We start from the raw sequence: 15790 nt of genomic DNA, 5'->3' as shown, positions 1-15790 counted from the left end.
ACTACTACGACCTTGAGCTGGGTCAAAATCTTCAGCTGCCCTTGGCCAGTGGCTGGAAATCGGCCTTCTCCATCAGCCAGGAAAAGGCAAAGCCCGCCAGCAGGCCCCAGAACGCCGCGCCGATATTGAGCAGGCTGATGTCGGACACCGTCACCAGCAGGCTGATCAGCGCGCCGAGCGTGAAGCGGCCACCACCAAAGGAAGCGACGAAGGCGCCCTGCAGCACGCGCAGCATGGCCAGTCCGCCCAGCACCATGATGTAGGACTTGGGCGTGGCCAGCATCAGACCGGTGAAGATCGGCGCCATCAGCCCGAACAGCAGGCCGAAGCTGCCGAAGGTCAGCGCGGCGGTGTAATGGCGGCGGCGCTCGCCCGAGGAGGTCATCAGCGCGTTGGTCGGCCCGGTCAGGCAGGTGCTGACCGCGCCGACCGAGGCGCACAGCGCCGCGCCTATGCCACAGGCGACGGCGATCGCGTTGACCGGCGGCTCGTGCTTGGCCGCGCGCAGCACCGCGACGCCCTGCCCGTTCTGCACCACCAGCACCGTGATCGCGAGCGGCACCACCAGCTCGACCAGCGCGGCGATCGACCATTGCGGCGCGGTGAACACCGGCTGCGCCAGCGCAAAGGCGCCGACGGTCGCGCTCTCGCCGCGGCCGAGCAGCAGGATGGCGATGGCGCCTGCGATCAGCGCACCGATCAGCGGCGGCAGCCGCTTGCCCCAGACCGGCAGCACCGACAGCGCGATGAAGGCGATCACCATCGGCGCGGCAATCGCCACGTCGCTGTGCAGCGCGCGCACCAGGTCGAGGCCGAAGCGCAGGAAGACGCCGGCGACCATGCCCATCACGATCGGCATCGGCAAGGCCGACATCAGCCGCTTGACCCAGCCGCTGAATCCGAGCAGCAGGATCAACGCGCTGGTCGCGTAGAAGGCGCCGATCACCTCGGCGAAGTTCAGGTGCTGCAGCGCGGGGCCGACCAGCACGGTGCCGGGAATGGTCCAGGCAAAGCCCAGCGGCATGTGGTAGCGCCAGCTCATCGCGATCGTGATCAGCGCATTGACGAAGAACATGCCGAAGACCCAGGAGGCCATCTGCGCCTGGCTCAGGCCGCCGCCGGTGCCGACCGACAGCACGATCGCCACCGGCCCGGTGGCCGAGAAGATGAAGCCGATCAGGCCGTTGGCGAAATAGGCCAGGCCGAAGTCGGAACGGATCTGGCGCAGTCCGGGACTGCGGGCGGCGGGAATCTCAAGGTGGCTCAGCATCGGGGACGTCTCTTCTGCATCTCGGGGGAACGGCAGCCGGCGCCGGCCCGGAAAACCGGTGCGGACGCGCGGCAGCCTCTGCCCAGCAGTATCACTGTTTCCCGAGGCTTAATAATTAGCCACAGGACAACACACCATTCAGCCTGAAATAACAATCCCATGGACCGCTTCGAGGCCATCCGTCTCTTCACCCGCATCGTCGAGCTCGGCAGCTTCAGCCGCGCCGCCGAGCAGCTCGGCATCACGCGCGCGGGCGCGACCCAGGCCATCCAGCAGCTCGAGGCCAGGCTGGGCGTGCGCCTGCTCGCGCGCACGACGCGCCAGGTCACGCCGACGCTCGACGGCAGCGACTACTACCAGCGCTGCAGCGCGATCCTGGCCGACCTCGACGAGGCCGAGGCGGCGTTCTCGCAGGCGGGCCGCTCGCCGCGCGGCCGGCTGCGGGTCGACCTGCCGGGCTCGTTGTGCCGGCTGGTGCTGATGCCGGCGCTGCCCGACTTCTGCCGCCGCTACCCCGAGATCCGGATCGAGTTCAGCATCAGCGACCGCCAGATCGACCCGCTGCGCGAGGGGGTGGACTGCGTGCTGCGCATCGGCGCGCTCGACGAGGACCTGCCGCTGGTCGCGCGGCGGCTCGCCGTGCTGCCGCTGGTGACCTGCGCCAGCCGCACCTACCTGGAGCGCCATGGCCGCCCGCAGGGCCTGGCAGAGCTGCAGGGCCATCACGCGGTCGACAACCTGTCGGCCACCACCGGCAAGGCCTTTGCCTTCGAGTTCATGTGCGCGGACCAGGTCGAGCGGCTGAACCTGCCGGCCAGCGTCGCGGTCAACGACGGCGGCGGCTATGTCGCGGCCTGCTGCGCCGGCCTGGGACTGATCCAGGTGCCGCTGTTCCATGTCGCGCACCAGCTCGCCAGCGGCGAGCTGGAGGAAATCCTGCCCGCGCACCGCCCGCCGGCCATGCCGCTGCACCTGCTCTATCCGCCGAATCGCCAGGCGACGGCCCGGCTGCGCGCCTTCATCGACTGGGCCGGTGCCCTGTTCGCGCGCGCGCCGGAGCGGCTCGCCGGCTGAAAAGCCGCCGATGGCGGACAATCGCTGTCCCCCGATCTACTGCGACATCATGGCCATCCTGCTCGCGCCCATGGAAGGGCTGCTCGACTACGCGCTGCGCGACACGCTCACGCGGGTCGGCGGCATCGACCTCTGCGTTTCCGAGTTCATCCGCGTCACCGGCACCCTGCTGCCCGAGCGGGTCTTCTACCGCGTGCTGCCCGAGCTCGAGCAGGGCGGCCGCACCGCCGCCGGCGTGCCGGTGCGCGCGCAGCTGATGGGTTCGGACCCGGCCTGCCTGGCCGAGAACGCGGCGCGGCTGGCCGGACTCGGCCCGGCCGGCATCGACCTGAACTTCGGCTGTCCGGCCAAGGTCGTCAACCGCCATGGTGGCGGCGCCGCGCTGCTGCAGGACCCCGAGCTGCTGCAGCGCATCGTGTCGGCGGTGCGACGGGCGGTGCCGGCAGCGATGCCGGTCTCGGCCAAGATGCGGCTCGGCTTCGACGACGACCGCCGCGCCGAGGCCTGCGCCCAGGCGATCGAGGCCGGCGGCGCCAACCAGCTGGTGGTCCATGCCCGCACCCGGGCCCAGGGCTACCGTCCCCCGGCCTACTGGGACCGGATCGCCGACATCTGCCAGGCCGTGCGGCTGCCGGTGGTGGCCAATGGCGAGGTCTGGAGCGTGGCGGACGCGCGCCGCTGCCTGCGGGAGTCGGGCTGCGCCGACCTGATGCTGGGCCGCGGCATGGTCGCCGACCCCGGGCTGGCGCTGGCCATCCTGGCCGACCAGGGCCGGGCAGGCGGCAGGCCGGAAACCGGCTGGGACGAATTGCGCCCGCTGCTGGTGCTTTTCTGGCAGCGCGTGGTGGAGCGGATCGAGCCGCGAGCGCGCCACGGCCGGCTCAAGCAATGGCTCAACTACCTGCGCCGCCGCCACCCCGAGGCCGAGGCCGCCTACCAGGCGCTGCGCACCGTCAACGACACGCGCGTGCTCGAAGCCTGGCTGGACGAACAGCAGTCAGCCCAGCCCGGCCCTGTGCTGGCCTGCGCCTGAGCCGGACCGGCCGGAACCTGCCCGGCATCCCGGCGGCAGGCAGCCATGGCGCCAGCCCGGTCCGGGCTTTCAGCGCGCCAGCAGGCGCTCGAGCCAAGGCAGCAGCCAGGGCAAGGCAAACGAGGTCAGCAGGCCGTTGAGTCCCATGCCCAGCGCGGCAAAGGCGCCGGCCTGCTCGCTGAACTGGAAGGCGCGCGCCGTGCCCAGGCCATGGGCGGCCAGCCCGAGCGCGAAGCCGCGCACCGCGTCGTCGTCGATGCGCAGCCGGCGGTAGAGCGCTTCGGCGCACAGTCCGCCGACGATGCCGGTCACGATCACCAGCACCGCGGTCAGCGCGGGCAGGCCGCCCAGGCGCTCGGTGACCGCCATCGCGATCGGCGTCGTGATGCTCTTGATCGCGAGCGAGAGGCGCGACTCGGGGCCGGCGCCCAGCCAGGCGCCCAATCCCCAGGCCGAGACCGCCGCCACCAGGGACGCGACCAGCAGCACGATCAGCAGCGGAGCGGCCATGCGCTTGAGCCGGGGCCAGTTGGCATGCAGCGGGATCGCCAGCGCCACCGTCGCCGGCCCGAGCAGGAAATGGATCAGCCCGCCGCCCTGCATATAGCTGGCATAAGGGGTTCCCGTCAGCAGCAGCAGGGCGGACAGCAGCGCGACCGCGACCAGCACCGGATTGGCCAGCGCATGGCCGCGCAGGCGCCGCTGCAGCCAGAGTCCGAACTGGTAGGCCAGCAGCGTCAGCGTCAGCCACAGCAGCGGCGAGCCGGCCAGGCGCTCCCAGACCAGGGTGGCACGCTCGAGCATCTCAGCGCTGCTCCGGGTCGCGGCGGGAACGGCGCAACAGGGCGCGTAGCAGCAGCGCCGCCACGGCCATCGCCAGCAGCGTGCTGGCCACCAGCGCCACCGACAGCGGCCACCAGTCGCGCGCCAGCAGCGCGCCGTAGAGCACGACGCCGGCGCCCGCCGGCACGAACAGCAGCGACAGATGCAGCAGCAACTGGCTCGAGGCCTGGGCCAGCCGGCGCCCTGGCCCGCCGCGCCAGAGCAAGGCCAGGAACAGCAAGGCCATGCCGGCCACCGGCCCGGGTACTGGCCAGTCCAGCAGCAGCACCAGCAATTCGCCAGCCAGCTGGAACAGCAGCAGCCAGCTCAAGCCCTGGATCATCGCCCGCTCCCGTGCAGCCGCTCAGCGCCGCTTGAGCCAGGTCACGAAGTCCGGCCCGCCCAGATCCTGCTGCAGCAACTCGTTGCCGGTCTGCTTGGCAAAGGCCTGGAAATCGCGCACCGAACCGGCATCGGTGCAGATCACCTTCAGCACCTGGCCGCTGGCCATGCCGGCCAGCGCCTTCTTGGCCTTGAGGATGGGCAGCGGACAGTTCAGTCCGCGCGCGTCGAGTTCCAGATCCGCGTTCATCGCTTGTCCTGACATCATCAATTCCTGGGCCAGGCTTCAGGCCGGAAACACGCCGGTCGACAGGTAGCGGTCGCCACGGTCGCAGACGATGAAGGCGATCGTTGCATCCTGCTCCCGGGCCGCGATCTGCTGCGCGACCCAGCAGGCGCCAGCGGCCGAGATGCCCGCGAAGATGCCCTCCTCGCGCGCGAGCCGGCGGCACATCTCCTCGGCATCGACCTGGCTGACATAGACCAGCTCGTCGACCGCCTTCGGGTCGTAGATCCTGGGCAGGTATTCCTGCGGCCACTTGCGGATGCCGGGAATGCGCGAACCCTCGCTCGGCTGGGCGCCGATGATGCGGATCTCCGGGTTCTGCTCCTTCAGGAAGCGCGACACCCCGGTGATGGTGCCGGTGGTACCCATCGCGCTGACGAAATGCGTGATGCGCCCGCGCGTCTGCTTCCACAGCTCGGGGCCGGTGGTTTCGTAGTGGATGCGCGGGTTGTCGGGGTTGGCGAACTGGTCGAGCACCTTGCCCTTGCCCTGCGCGACCATCTGGTCGGCCAGGTCGCGCGCGCATTCCATGCCGCCGCTCTTGGGGGTGAGGATCAGCTCGGCACCGAAGGCCTTCATGGTCTGGGCGCGCTCAATGCTGAGGTCCTCGGGCATGATCAGCACCATGCGGTAGCCGCGCAAGGCGGCGGCCATCGCCAACGCGATGCCGGTGTTGCCCGAGGTCGCCTCGATCAGCGTGTCGCCAGGCTTGATCTCGCCGCGCTCCTCGGCGCGCCGGATCATCGACAGCGCGGGCCGGTCCTTGACCGAACCGGCCGGGTTGTTGCCCTCGAGCTTGGCCAGCACCACATTGCCGCGTTCGCGGTTGGACTCGGCCCCGATGCGCTGCAGCGCGATCAGCGGCGTGTTGCCGATGGTGTCCTCCAGGGAGGGGTAAATGACGGGTTTCTTCCGGCTGCGGGCGGTCGCGCGTGTCATGGGACTTTTTTCTCTGGGATGCTAGGGACAGTGCCATCACTGTGCCATAATTTCCTTCTCATTCCTGCCCGGGTGGCGAAATCGGTAGACGCAGGGGATTCAAAATCCCCCGCCGCAAGGTGTGTCGGTTCGAGTCCGACCTCGGGCACCAGATCAAGGTCCGCGAAGCTCCGCCAGCTTTCGGACCTTTTTCTTTTTCCTCCCTGGAAATGCCAGTTTCGCTTCCGTGCAGATGCGCCGTGGTGTGCATGAGGCGGACAGTCGTTGCGGGTACCGATTGGCAAGTTGCGGGTGCATGGTCAAAGGCAGCCGCAGCGGACCACGGTCAGCCCGGCTGGACCGACGCCATCTACCCGCCCGCTCGCCGATCGGTCGCGACGGTCTGCCGGCCTAAGGGTGCCAGGTCGACACCACCTTGGGGGTCTCTTCGGAGCGCGCACCCGCCAGGGCATAGGACAGCCGGTTGGCCGCATCCATCACGGTTTGCGCGAAAGCTTCCAATTTTTCTCGATCCAGACGGGACGTGGGCCCCGATATGCACATCGAACCCAGCAGCCTCCAGTTGAGTCCAAAGACCGGTGCTGCCACGCTCGATACCTGCTCTTCCCGTTCACCCATCGAGACGTGATAGCCCCGACGGCGGATTTCTTCATAGACCGCACCCGGCTCGCCTGAAAAAGCCAGGATCACACGCCCCGGCGCTCCCAACTGCAGAGGCAGCCGCATGCCGATGCGCACGTGGTGGCGCACCGACTGCATCCCCTCGACCCGGGACATGCACACCCGTTCTTGACCCTCGCGCACGTAGAACGACGCGCTCTCACGCGTTTCCTGCGACAAGGTGCGCAGCATGGGCTCGACCACGTTGTTGATGTCGAAGCCCGCCTGGTAGCGGGCCCCCAGCCAACCCGCCGCGGGCCCGAGCCGCCACTGTCCATCCTCGTTCTGGACCATGAAGTCCGACAGCGCCAGCGTCCGGGCCAGGCGCAGCACCGTCGTGTTGTGCAAGCCCGTGCGCCGGCTCAGTTCCGCCAGCGGCAGCTGCCGCTCGCCGATGCGGAACGCTTCCATGATCTGCAGCGCGCGGGTGACGGCTATGACGCCGCCGTCGGCGGACTTGGGCTCCGCCTCGCAGGCGGTCTTGACATGTCGCTCCATGAAACACCTTTCACTGTACGAACATGCATTGTATTGAATGAAACACTTGCCTACAGTGCGGCCATTCGCAAACACCTGCCCGGAACACGAAAGCCCACCCCATGCGAGCCCACCTCACGCGCCGTCACGTCACCTTGGCTACCCTGCTGGCCTGCACCCCCCTGCTCGGCCTGGCCGACAGCTGGCCAGGCAAGCCAATCCGGATGGTGGTGCCCTTCCCCCCCGGCGGTGGCACCGACATCGTGGCCCGCGAACTGGTCAACCGGCTCACGACGACGACGAAATGGAGCTTCGTCGTTGACAACAAGCCCGGCTCGGGCGGCAACCTGGGCATCGACACGGTGGCCAAGTCGGCTGCCGACGGCTACAGCCTGGTCATCGGCCAGACCAGCAACCTGGCCATCAACCCCACGCTCTACAACAAGCTGCCCTACGACCCGGTCAAGGACCTGAGCCCGATCGGGCTGATCGGCAATGCCCCGCAGGTGCTGGTGGTGGCGGCCGACTCGCCCTACCGCAGCCTGGCCGACGTCGTGGCCGCCGCCAAGGCCCGCCCTGGAGCGCTCAACTACGCCACCTCGGGCAATGGCACGGTGTCGCACCTGGGCATCGAAATGCTCCAGCGCGCGGCGGGCATCAAGCTCACCCACGTACCCTACAAGGGTGCGACCCAGGGTCTCAACGACGTCATGGGTGGCCTGGTCCAGCTCTACGTCTCGTCGGTGCCCACCTTGCTGGGCCAGATCAAGAGCGGCAAGCTGCGTCCCCTGGCCGTGACCGCGTTGAAGCGCACCGACGACCTGCCGCAGGTGCCCACCGTGGCCGAGTCCGGCTACAAGGACTTCGAGGTCGTGACCTGGTTTGGCGTGCTGGGCCCGGCCCACCTGCCGCCCGGCATCGTGGCGGCGGTGAACTCGGAGCTGAACAAGGCGCTGGCATCGCCCGAACTGCGCAAGAAGCTCGAAGACCAGGGCCTGGACGTCACGACCGGTTCGCCCGAGCAATTTGCCCAGTTGATCCGCGCCGACATCGGCAGGTGGGGACGCGTGGTCAAGGAAGTCGGCGCCAAGCTGGACTGACGACAGCTCGCTGGTTTCCACGGCAATGAGCTGCTACCCCTTCTCTGCTGGCGACTCGGTGGCCCGGACCCGGCTGCCATCACTGGCGTGCGATTGCCATATCCACGTCTATGACAGCCGCGTGGCCGCCCTGGCAGGCGCCAGGCTGCGCCCGCCCAGCGCGTCGATCGACGACTACCGGCAGATCCAGACGCGCATGGGCACCACGCGGGCCGTGGTGGTCACCCCGTCGACCTATGGATTGGACAACAGGCTGATGCTGGCAGCGCTGGCGCAACTGGGCCCGCACGGGCGCGGAGTGGCCGTCATCAGCGGCACGGAAAGCGCCGCCCACCTGCGGCAACTGCACGAACAGGGCGTGCGCGGGGCGCGTGTCAACCTCTCGCTCGGCGCGGCGCTCCACGCCGTCGACTCGATCGAGGCGATTGCGCACCAGATCGCGCCGCTGGGCTGGCACCTGCAACTGCTGATGCCGGTCGAGCAGCTGGTGGCGCTGGGTCCGCTCCTGCGCCGACTGCCCACGCCGCTGGTGTTCGACCACTTCGGGCGCGTCAATCCCGCCCAGTGCGCGGCCCACCCGGCGCACGACCTGCTGCTGAATCTGCTGGCAGGCGGGCAGGCCTGGATCAAGCTCTCGGGCGCCTACCTGGTCAGCGCCAGCGGCTCGGTCGAGGACCCGGGCCTCGACCGCCTGGCTCGCAGCTTCATCGACGCCGCCCCCGAACGCATCGTCTGGGGCAGCGACTGGCCCCACGCCACGGCATCGGCCGGACTGCAAGCGATGCCCGACGACGCGCGGCAAATCGATCGCCTCGCCGACTGGGCCGGGGATGAGCAGCCACTGCAGCAGATCCTCGTGACCAATCCCGCGCGCCTGTACGACTTTCCAACCCCGTAACAGCACTGAAATGACCAATCCACGCCTGACCCTGCTGCGGCGCCGCGCCGTCAGCGCCTTGCTGGCTGCCACGCTGGCAGCAGCACTTGGCCCCACCGCCCTGGCCCAGGGCAGCTGGCCGACGGCCCGCCCCATCACCTGGGTGGTGCCTTATCCGGCCGCCGGCAGCACCGACGTGTTGGGACGCCACATTGCGCAACGCCTGGGCGCAGCCCTGGGCACTCCCGTGGTGGTGGACAACCGGGCCGGAGCCACCGGCACGATCGGCGGCGCGCTCGTGGTCAAGGCCCCGAAGGACGGCTTCACCGTGCTGCACACCACCATCGGCGCCCAGGCCATCGCGCCACACCTCATGGGCAAGCTGCCCTACGACCCGCTGCAGGACCTGGAGCCGGTGGCCTTGGTGGGCACCTTCCCGCAGCTGGTGGTGGTGGCGCCCTCGCAGCCATTCAGGTCGGTGGCCGAGCTGATCGCCGCCGCCAAGGCCAGGCCCGGCCAGATGGCCTACGCCTCTGGCGGCAACGGCACCATCTTGCAGATGCAGGCGGAACTGCTGGCGCAGCGCACCGGCGTGAAGTTCATCCACGTTCCGTACCGGGGCGACACCCCGGCGCTGCAGGACACCCTGGGCGGCCAGGTGCAATTCATGTTCGCGCCGCTGGCCGCCGCGCTGCCCCATGTCAAGAGCGGCAAGCTGCGCGCGCTGGCCGTGACCTCGGCCGCACGCCTGAAGTCCCTGCCCGACGTGCCGACCATGGCCGAGGCCGGCCAGAAGGACTTCGTGGTCGAGCAGTGGCAGGCGGTCTACCTGCCGGCCGGCACGCCGGCACCGGTGGTGCAGCGCCTGAACACCGAGATCAACAAGGCCCTGCGCGAGCCGGCCGTGATCGAGCTGGCCGACCAGCTGGGAATCACGCTGGTCGGCGGCACGCCGCAGCAGCTGGCCGCTGTCCAGCGGGCCGACTCGGCCACCTGGGCCCGCGTGATCAGCAGCGGCAACCTCCAGATCGACTGATTCCCCCTCCCCCATTTTTTCCAACCCCAGAGGAACCCACCATGAGCCAAGACATCGTGCGCGACTTCGAGCGCGTCTCCCCCGAACTGGTCGCCGAGGCCGCGCAGTTCCAGGCCGCCATCTTTTCCGACGTGGCAGGCCGCCGCGGCGCCATGCACGGCCGCATCCACGCCCTGCGCCCGCGCATGAAGGTGGCGGGCCCGGCCTTCACCGTGGAAGTGCGCCCCGGCGACAACCTCATGATCCACGCCGCCATCGCCCTGGCCCAGCCGGGCGACGTGCTGGTGATCGACGGCAAGGGCGACCAGACCTCGGCCCTGATGGGCACCATCATGATGACCGCCTGCCAGCAGCGCGGCATCGCGGGCGTGATCATGGACGGTGCCGTGCGTGACAGCCTGGAGATCGACGAGATGGACTACCCGGTCTTCTCGGTCGGCACCAACCCCAACGGCCCGACCAAGAACATCGGCGGGCGCATCGGCCACCCGGTCAGCTGCGGCGGCGTGACCGTGAACGCCGGCGACCTCGTGCTGGCCGATGCCGACGGCATCGTGGTGGTCGAGCGCGCCAGGCTGGCCGGACTGATCCCCGGCTGTCACAAGAAGGTGGAGGACGAGGCCAAGCGCATCGCCCAGATCAAGCAGGGCAACACCGCCGCCTCCTGGCTGCAGGCCTCACTGCGCGCCGCCGGCGTGCTGAAGGAAGGAGAGAGCCTGTGAACGCGCCCGTCGTCATCGTGACCGGCGCCGACCTGGCGCCCCAGGCCCTTGCCCTGCTCGAAGGCTTCAATGTCATTTACGCCGGCAAGGCCCCGACCCCGGCCGACATGGTCGCCCTGTGCCAGCGGCATGACCCGGTGGCCATCATCGTGCGCTACGGCGCCGTCGGTGCCGCGGTGATGGATGCGGCGCCTTCGCTGCGCGTGATCTCCAAGCACGGCAGCGGCACCGACACCATCGACAAGGCGGCGGCCCAGGCGCGCGGCATCGCGGTGCGCGCGGCCGTCGGCGCCAACGCGGCGGCCGTGGCCGAACAGGCCCTGGCGGGTCTGCTGGCCTGCGCCAAGTCAGTGGTCCGGCTCAACGAACGCATGCACGCCGGCTTCTGGGACAAGGCCACGCACAAGAGCCTGGAGCTGCATGGCCGCACCATCGGCCTGGTCGGCCTGGGCGCCATCGGCCAGCGCTTTGCCCGCATGTGCGACGCCATGGGCATGAAGGTGATCGGCTTCGACCCGTTTGCCAAGAACCTGCCCGACTACATCCGCGTGGTCGACCTCGAGACGATCTGGCGCGAGTCCGACGCGATCTCGCTGCACTGCCCGCTGACCGACGACAACCGCGGCATGCTCAACGCCAGCTCGCTGGCCGCCTGCAAGAAGGGCGTGATCGTGGTCAACACCGCCCGCGGCGGCCTGATCAACGAAGCCGACCTGCTGCAAGCCGTCAACAGTGGCCAGGTGGCGATGGCCGCCCTGGACAGCTTCGCGGTCGAGCCCATGACCGTGCCGCACCCGTTCCACGGCGTGGCCAACATCCTGCTGAGCCCGCACATCGGCGGCGTCACGGGCGATGCCTATGTGAACATGGGCGTGGGAGCCGCGCGCAACGTGCTCGACGTGCTGGCCCAAGCCGTCCACGCCTGACGAGAGAGCCCAAGCCATGCCGCAACGCTGGAAGCACGCGCCGCAGGGCAGCCACTGGGGCGAGTTCGGCCCGGATGACCGCCTCGGCCGGATGAACCTGGTCACCGCCGCCAAGGTGCGCCAAGGCATGCAGGAGGTGCGCGAAGGCCGTACCTTCTGCCTGTCGCTGCCGCTGGACGTGCCGGGCGGTCTCGCCCTCAATGGCCGGCGCATGCCGCCGCGCCTGTTCGGCACCCTGCGCGATGGCGCCAGCGCCGGCGTGCAGGGATTCTGCTGGTCGTATGCCTCGGAGGACCCCAACCTCACGGACGTGGTCTGCGACGAGGTCATGCTGATGAACACCCAGTATTCGACCCAGTGGGACAGCCTGGCCCACATCGGCAGCCGCTTCGATGCCGACGGCGACGGCGTGGCCGAGGCGGTGTTCTACAACGGCTTTCGCGCCGGCGTGGAGATCCACCCTGGCGCTACCGACCCTAGGGCCGGCGCGGACTGGGCCCGCTACCCCGATCCCGACGCCAATGCGCTGGGCGTGGCCAACCTCGCCGCGCATGGCGTGCAGGGCCGCGGCGTCCTCGTCGACCTCGAGCACCACGTCGGCCGCCAGCGCGAGGCGGTGGGCTACGACCGGCTGATGCGGATACTCGAAGCCGACGGCGTCGAGATCGAGGCCGGCGACATGGTCTGCCTGCACACCGGCTTCGCCGACACCCTGCTGACGATGCAGCGCCAGCCCGACGTGAAGCGCCTGCACGAGACCGGCAGCGGCCTCGACGGCACCGACGCAAAACTCCTGAACTGGATCACCGACGTGCGCCTGGCCTGCCTGATGGCCGACAACCCGGCGGTCGAACTCGTGCCCTCGGCCTCGCTGACCCATGGCAGCCCGATGCGCCGCCCGCGCCTGCCGCTGCACGAGCACTGCCTGTTCAAGAACGGCATCCATCTGGGGGAGCTCTGGTGGCTCACGCCTCTGGCACAGTGGCTGCGCCAAGCCGGCCGCTCGCGCTTCCTGTTGACGGCCCCGCCGCTGCGCCTGCCTGGCGCCGCCGGCTCGCCGGTCACGCCCATCGCCACGGTCTGAGGACCGAGGGCGAGAACTGGATACATCGATGAATTCCAAGCGAAACCAAAGACTACGCCAGGCTGGCCCGCGCGTTGAACCTCAAGGCCGAATGAACTTCGAATACACCGAGGAGACACACATGAACTTCCAAGCCTCTATTCCCCGCCGCACCGTCGTGCGCCTGGCTAGCCTGGGCTGCCTGCTGACAGTCCAGCGGGTCTGGGCCACGGAATCGCCGGATGCCTGGCCATCACGCCCGCTGCGCCTGATCGTGCCCTATGCCGCGGGCGGCAACGCGGATGCGACCGCACGCGCCCTGGCCAGCCAGCTGGCCGAGAAACTGGGCCAGCCCGTGCTGGTGGACAACCGGCCTGGCGCCAGCGGCTCCATCGGCGCAGCGGCAGTGGCCAAGGCATCCGCCGATGGCTACACCCTGCTGCTCGACGCCACGGCCTTCGCCGTCAACCCGATTCTGATGCCCAAGCTGACGTACCGTGGCCCGGCCGACTTCGCGCCGCTTTCCCTGCTCACCCGAGCGCCCCTGCTGCTGGTGGTGCCGGTCAACTCCCCCTTCCGCAGCGTGGCCGACCTGGTCCGCTTCGCCAAAGCAAACCCCGGCAAGCTTTCCTACGCCTCGGCGGGCAATGGTGGTGCCCAGCACCTGGCGGGGGAACTGTTCAAGCAGACGGCCAAGGTCTCGATCACCCATATTCCCTATCGCGGCGGAGCACCCGCGCTGACCGACCTGATCGCAGCTCAGGTCGACCTCATGTTCAGCGCCATCTCCGCCAGCGGTCCGCTCGTGCGTGCCGGCAAACTGCGGGCCCTGGCCATCGCCGCGACCCAGCGTGCAGAAGCTTATGCGCAAGTGCCGACGCTCGCCGAACAAGGCTACGCCGACGTCGAGGTGGCGGAATGGAACGGCCTGCTGGCCCCCGCCGCCACCCCGACGCCAATCCTGGCCCGGCTTGAGTCCGAAATACGCGCGCTCGCCACGGGCCCCGTGCTGTCGCGCCGCTGGACCGAAATGGGGGTGCAGGGCATGGGTACGAACGCGGCCGAGTTCAGCCGTTTCCTGACCCAGGAAAACCAGCGCTGGAGCCGCGTCATCAAGACGGCCGGCATCCAGCTGGAGTGACGGGCGCCCCAGCCAAGCACCCCGGCACCGAAACACCTTTGCCACCCCGACTCATTGAAAATTATTGGAGACAACATGACACACCACGCCATTACCCGCCGCCTGCTGCTCGCCGTTTCGGCCGCTGCCTGGCTCACCGGACATGCCACCACGGCGCTCGCCGACAGCTGGCCCAGCAAGCCGGTCAAGATCATCGTGCCCTATGCCCCTGGCGGCGCGGTGGACATGGTGACCCGGAAGATGGCGCAAAAGCTCACCGAACAGACCGGCCAGAGCTTCTTCATTGAAAACCGGCCCGGCGGCACGGGGACGATCGGCGCCCAGGTGGTGGCCAAGGCCGCCCCGGACGGCTACACGCTGATGGCCAACGACACCACGTTCTCGCTGCTGCCGCATATCTTCAAGAAGCTGCCCTTCAACCACGACACCGACCTGCAGCCCGTGAGCGCCTATGTGTTCACCCCGATGGCGCTGGCCGTCAATGTGCAGTCGAAATACCGGAACCTGCGCGAGCTGCTGTCCGACGCCAAGGCTCAGCCCAACAAGGTGACCTATGGCACCGGCGGCACCGGCACCACGCCGCATTTCGCCAGCGAGGCCCTGGGCATTGCCTCCGGCACCAACCTGATGCATGTCCCGTTCAAGGGCGCAGCCGAAGCCACGCAGGCCTTGCTGTCGGGCACCATCGACATGCAGATCGCGTCCACCACCGGCGTGATGTCGAATGTGCGCGGCGGCAAGTTGCGCCTGCTGGCGGTCAGCGGCGACAAGCGCCTGGCCGTGCTGCCCGATGTCCCCACCTTCACCGAAGCCGGCGTCGCCTGGGGTGGCGTCCTCAACTGGACCGGCCTCTGGGCTCCCAAGGGCACACCGCCAGCGGTGCTGGAACGGCTGCAAAAGGAGATTGCGGTCGCCATGGCCACCCCGGACCTGAGAACCTTCGCCGAGGGCATGGGGGCCGAGCCACGCCAGGTTGGAACGGAGGCCTTCTCCCGCCTGCTCAAGGACAGCACCGAGACCTGGGGCAAGATTGCAGCCAACACGGCCTTCGAACGCCAATAAGCCGCACCATGTTCCTCCTGCACCCGCCCACCGTTCGCTGCCTGGAGCCATTCACCTCCATGCCCGGCAAGTACCGCCAGACCGGAGTCAGAAGCCACTGGGCCGATGTCAACCAGGGAGGGCGTCTGGCCGACTCCTTCCTGGAGGGGCCGGTCTTTGACGCCCTTGGCAACCTGTTCGTCACCGACATCCCGTTCGGCCGGATCTTCCGCATCAGCCCCGAGGGCGACTGGGATCTGGTCGCGCAGTGGGAGGGTGAGCCCAATGGCATGAAATTCCTCGACGCGACCCGGCTGCTGGTCACGGATTACCGCAATGGCCTCATGCTGGTGGACACGGGCAGCGGACAGGTCCGGCCCTTCCTGGAGCGGCGCAACAGCGAACGCTTCAAGGGCGTCAACGATCTGGTGTTCGACTCACGAGGCAACCTGTACTTCACGGACCAGGGCCAGACCGGCCTGCACGACCCCACGGGCCGGGTCTATCGCCTGGGCCTGGACGGACGCCTGGACCTGTTGCTGAACAATGTTCCGAGCCCGAACGGGATCGTCCTGTCCAACGACGAACGCTTCCTGTTCGTGGCCGCCACACGCGGCAACTGCGTCTGGCGCATGCCGCTGCTGGCCGACGGAAGCGTCTCCAAGGCCGGGCAGTTCTTCACCTCCTACGGCCCCAGCGGTCCGGATGGACTGGCGATGGACGCCAGCGGACGCCTGCTGGTGGCCAACCCCGGCCTGGCTTATGTCTGGGTGCTGGACCCGCGCGCGCAACCCGAGCAGATCCTGACCGGACCCACGGGCGCCTCCATCACCAATCTGGCCTTCGGCGGCCCGGACCGCAAGACCTTGTTCTGCACCGACTCCACCCATGGCGAGATCCTGATGGCCAGGATGGACGTGGCGGGCAGCCCCATTCATCAGCGGCCAGCCCCGCCAAGCGCCTGACAGGGTCCGCCAAAGG

At 68.9% G+C, this 15790-nt stretch carries 17 protein-coding genes and 1 tRNA gene; 12 read left to right on the top strand and 6 right to left on the bottom strand.

Annotated features, from left to right (window positions below):
• Positions 1-31 precede the first annotated feature (31 nt).
• Entirely contained in the window at positions 32-1270 is a 1239-nt protein-coding gene (locus C6P64_RS04470) for a benzoate/H(+) symporter BenE family transporter (RefSeq protein WP_105747375.1), read from the bottom strand.
• 159 nt (positions 1271-1429) lie between these two features.
• Between C6P64_RS04470 and C6P64_RS04465 the strand changes: the two genes are divergently transcribed.
• On the top strand, positions 1430-2344 hold the full coding sequence (locus C6P64_RS04465; RefSeq protein WP_105747374.1) for a LysR family transcriptional regulator: 915 nt from the start codon (positions 1430-1432) through the stop codon (positions 2342-2344).
• 49 nt (positions 2345-2393) lie between these two features.
• A complete protein-coding gene (locus tag C6P64_RS04460; protein ID WP_105747434.1) occupies positions 2394-3377 on the top strand; it encodes a tRNA dihydrouridine synthase in 984 nt (327 codons plus the stop codon).
• Between the two features lie 69 nt (positions 3378-3446).
• Here C6P64_RS04460 and C6P64_RS04455 read toward each other — a convergent pair whose 3' ends face one another.
• From C6P64_RS04455 to cysM, 4 genes are read right to left on the bottom strand one after another with little or no spacing between them, the layout of a single operon-like run.
• The gene (locus C6P64_RS04455; RefSeq protein ID WP_105747373.1) at positions 3447-4181 is read right to left on the bottom strand and encodes an LrgB family protein; all 735 of its coding nucleotides are present in this window, start codon (positions 4179-4181) and stop codon (positions 3447-3449) included.
• 1 nt (position 4182) lies between these two features.
• A complete protein-coding gene (locus tag C6P64_RS04450) occupies positions 4183-4542 on the bottom strand; it encodes a CidA/LrgA family protein (RefSeq protein WP_105747372.1) in 360 nt (119 codons plus the stop codon).
• A 21-nt stretch (positions 4543-4563) separates the two neighbouring features.
• Positions 4564-4791, bottom strand: a complete 228-nt coding sequence (locus tag C6P64_RS04445; RefSeq protein ID WP_105747371.1) for a sulfurtransferase TusA family protein — start codon at positions 4789-4791, stop codon at positions 4564-4566.
• A gap of 36 nt (positions 4792-4827) precedes the next feature.
• Positions 4828-5766 (bottom strand): cysteine synthase CysM, encoded by a 939-nt coding sequence (gene cysM / locus C6P64_RS04440; protein WP_105747370.1) that lies wholly within the window; start codon positions 5764-5766, stop codon positions 4828-4830.
• 66 nt (positions 5767-5832) lie between these two features.
• Here cysM and C6P64_RS04435 point away from each other — a divergent pair.
• Positions 5833-5917 (top strand) — tRNA-Leu (locus C6P64_RS04435).
• Between the two features lie 239 nt (positions 5918-6156).
• On the opposite strand, the gene C6P64_RS04430 is transcribed toward C6P64_RS04435, so the two are convergent.
• The gene (locus C6P64_RS04430; RefSeq protein ID WP_105747369.1) at positions 6157-6924 is read right to left on the bottom strand and encodes an IclR family transcriptional regulator; all 768 of its coding nucleotides are present in this window, start codon (positions 6922-6924) and stop codon (positions 6157-6159) included.
• 101 nt (positions 6925-7025) lie between these two features.
• On the opposite strand from C6P64_RS04430, the gene C6P64_RS04425 reads away from it, so the two are divergent.
• The 9 genes from C6P64_RS04425 to C6P64_RS04385 all read left to right on the top strand — a co-directional run bounded on the left by C6P64_RS04425 (position 7026) and on the right by C6P64_RS04385 (position 15774).
• A complete protein-coding gene (locus tag C6P64_RS04425; protein WP_105747368.1) occupies positions 7026-8003 on the top strand; it encodes a Bug family tripartite tricarboxylate transporter substrate binding protein in 978 nt (325 codons plus the stop codon).
• Positions 8004-8028: 25 nt separating this feature from the next.
• Positions 8029-8901 carry an amidohydrolase family protein gene (locus C6P64_RS04420; protein ID WP_105747367.1) on the top strand — a complete coding sequence of 291 codons (873 nt, stop codon included), beginning with the start codon at positions 8029-8031 and terminating at the stop codon, positions 8899-8901.
• Positions 8902-8911: 10 nt separating this feature from the next.
• Positions 8912-9916 (top strand): Bug family tripartite tricarboxylate transporter substrate binding protein, encoded by a 1005-nt coding sequence (locus C6P64_RS04415; protein WP_105747366.1) that lies wholly within the window; start codon positions 8912-8914, stop codon positions 9914-9916.
• A 41-nt stretch (positions 9917-9957) separates the two neighbouring features.
• Entirely contained in the window at positions 9958-10638 is a 681-nt protein-coding gene (locus C6P64_RS04410; RefSeq protein ID WP_105747365.1) for an RraA family protein, read from the top strand.
• Positions 10635-11564, top strand: coding sequence for an NAD(P)-dependent oxidoreductase (locus C6P64_RS04405; RefSeq protein ID WP_105747364.1), 930 nt, complete (start codon positions 10635-10637; stop codon positions 11562-11564). The genes C6P64_RS04410 and C6P64_RS04405 overlap by 4 nt, the downstream gene beginning before the upstream one ends.
• 16 nt (positions 11565-11580) lie before the next feature.
• The gene (locus C6P64_RS04400) at positions 11581-12648 is read left to right on the top strand and encodes a cyclase family protein (protein WP_105747363.1); all 1068 of its coding nucleotides are present in this window, start codon (positions 11581-11583) and stop codon (positions 12646-12648) included.
• A 121-nt stretch (positions 12649-12769) separates the two neighbouring features.
• Positions 12770-13768: a tripartite tricarboxylate transporter substrate binding protein gene (locus C6P64_RS04395; protein WP_105747433.1), complete on the top strand. Its 999-nt coding sequence runs from the start codon at positions 12770-12772 to the stop codon at positions 13766-13768.
• A gap of 75 nt (positions 13769-13843) precedes the next feature.
• On the top strand, positions 13844-14830 hold the full coding sequence (locus C6P64_RS04390; protein WP_105747362.1) for a Bug family tripartite tricarboxylate transporter substrate binding protein: 987 nt from the start codon (positions 13844-13846) through the stop codon (positions 14828-14830).
• An 8-nt stretch (positions 14831-14838) separates the two neighbouring features.
• Positions 14839-15774, top strand: a complete 936-nt coding sequence (locus C6P64_RS04385) for an SMP-30/gluconolactonase/LRE family protein (protein WP_105747361.1) — start codon at positions 14839-14841, stop codon at positions 15772-15774.
• Positions 15775-15790: the final 16 nt, after the last annotated feature.

Source organism: Malikia granosa, assembly GCF_002980595.1.
Classification (GTDB): domain Bacteria; phylum Pseudomonadota; class Gammaproteobacteria; order Burkholderiales; family Burkholderiaceae_C; genus Malikia; species Malikia granosa.
The sequence above is the reverse complement of the archived record's forward strand: the minus strand, read 5'-3'. Positions and strand labels throughout refer to the sequence as shown.